This window comes from Methylocaldum sp. (genome assembly GCF_035627495.1).
Classification (GTDB): Bacteria; Pseudomonadota; Gammaproteobacteria; order Methylococcales; family Methylococcaceae; genus Methylocaldum.
In genome coordinates this window covers 1-1,440 of the sequence record NZ_DASPLO010000138.1, presented here as the reverse complement: position 1 = coordinate 1,440, position 1,440 = coordinate 1, and the positions used below count along the sequence as shown (strand labels likewise).

The following is a 1,440-nucleotide window of genomic DNA, read 5'->3' as shown; positions in this document are numbered from 1 at the left end:
GCGGTCGTAGGCGACCCACAAGGCATCGCGACCGGGCGTCGAGTCATTGTGGAGCCAGGTCCCGACCCCTGGTTGGGTCGGGACCGGTCGAACGCAGGAAGGTCGCGATTAAAGCGACGTTTGCGATTGGGACGGCCGGGGGCTGAAGGCAATACTCGTCGCCGATTTTTTGCTCCTTTTGGAGACTTGGAGGTCCCAAAAGGTTTCGTAAAAAATGGCGATGCAATCGTTCCTTGAGCCGCTCACGCTCCGAACTGGACAGGCCGGTGCGTTGCCCTTGGTCGCACTCCGCCTGACGCACCCATTTCCGCAACGTCTCCGCGGCGCAGCCCATCTTGCTGGCGATCGAGCCGATCGCCGCCCATTGGGACTCGTGCTCCCCTTGGTGCTCAAACACCAACCGGACCGCCCGCTCACGGACCTCCGGCGAAAACTTCGATGATTTCTTCATAACTCCATCCTCTCAAAAAGTGGAGTCTCCGGAAATCCCGGGGCGGTTCAGTTTTCTACTACGGCGAAAATCTAGAGTGTTCGGTCTCTAGACGAAAGAGCGGATATACGTTATTCCTATCGCCCATCAAATTTAGAAGACGTTTTTCTCACGCTGACGGGGAGAGCGTTACGAGATGATTGATGCGCTACGGCGCTGGGTTGCGGTGTGGCGACACAACGCTCTGGTATGGTGCAAGTCGGCGCTAACAGTACTGCTCGGTGGGTTTGTGGAGCCGGTACTTTACCGTTTTGCATTGAGGTATGGGCCCGGGGGCATTTGTCGGGCAGGTCGAAGGATTATTATCGTATCTAGACTTTCTGAGCGCTGGAATCCTTTCTACCAGCGCAATGAATGCCTCTACATTCGAGGGGTTTTACTCGCTTACACTCGTATGGAGGTTTTGTGCATCTGGGACGGGATGTTATTAGCGGCGCCTCTCAGTGTCGAAGATGTAGTGATCGGATAGGTGTTATGGCAGGGCACCAAGCGCCCGCTCAGTTCGGGGCTGATATTGGTGGTTCCGGTATTGTTCGGTTTGGTGCAGAGCTGGCTGGTTTTATGTGTTTTATCGGTGGCATTTCTGGCGGCAATTTATTTCGGCGTACTCGCGCTGGTGATTAGTTTCTTTGCTCGAAGCTATGAGTTTTTTGTGTATTACATCACCGTGGGCGTAACCCAATGGTGCATCTAAGCGGCGTCGTTGTCCCTCTCACTGCGCTTCCGGAATCGGTTCAAATCGGTAGCGCCCATCGTCCTCGTCAACATGTGGTCGAGATTGTTCGGCCGTTGCTATCGGAGCAATTTCCTCTAGGGCGTGTCCTCAATTAAGGGGTCGCCAAAGACGACCAAAAGCGATTCAATTGAGAGAGTGAATTCAGAAGAAGGTCGCTGAATGGTACGACGGTATGGCTTACGGGACGATCAGTGGGAACGGATTCAAGACCTCC

1 protein-coding gene and 1 pseudogene are annotated in these 1,440 nt (G+C 54.4%); one reads left to right on the top strand and one right to left on the bottom strand.

The window, feature by feature from the left end; all coding sequences use genetic code 11:
* Window positions 1-232: 232 nt before the first annotated feature.
* Window positions 233-451, bottom strand: a pseudogene (locus VEB01_RS11000) (transposase); the annotation flags it as partial.
* A 508-nt stretch (window positions 452-959) separates the two neighbouring features.
* On the opposite strand from VEB01_RS11000, the gene VEB01_RS10995 reads away from it, so the two are divergent.
* The gene (locus tag VEB01_RS10995) at window positions 960-1,184 is read left to right on the top strand and encodes a hypothetical protein (RefSeq protein WP_324875389.1); all 225 of its coding nucleotides are present in this window, start codon (window positions 960-962) and stop codon (window positions 1,182-1,184) included.
* Window positions 1,185-1,440 lie beyond the last annotated feature (256 nt).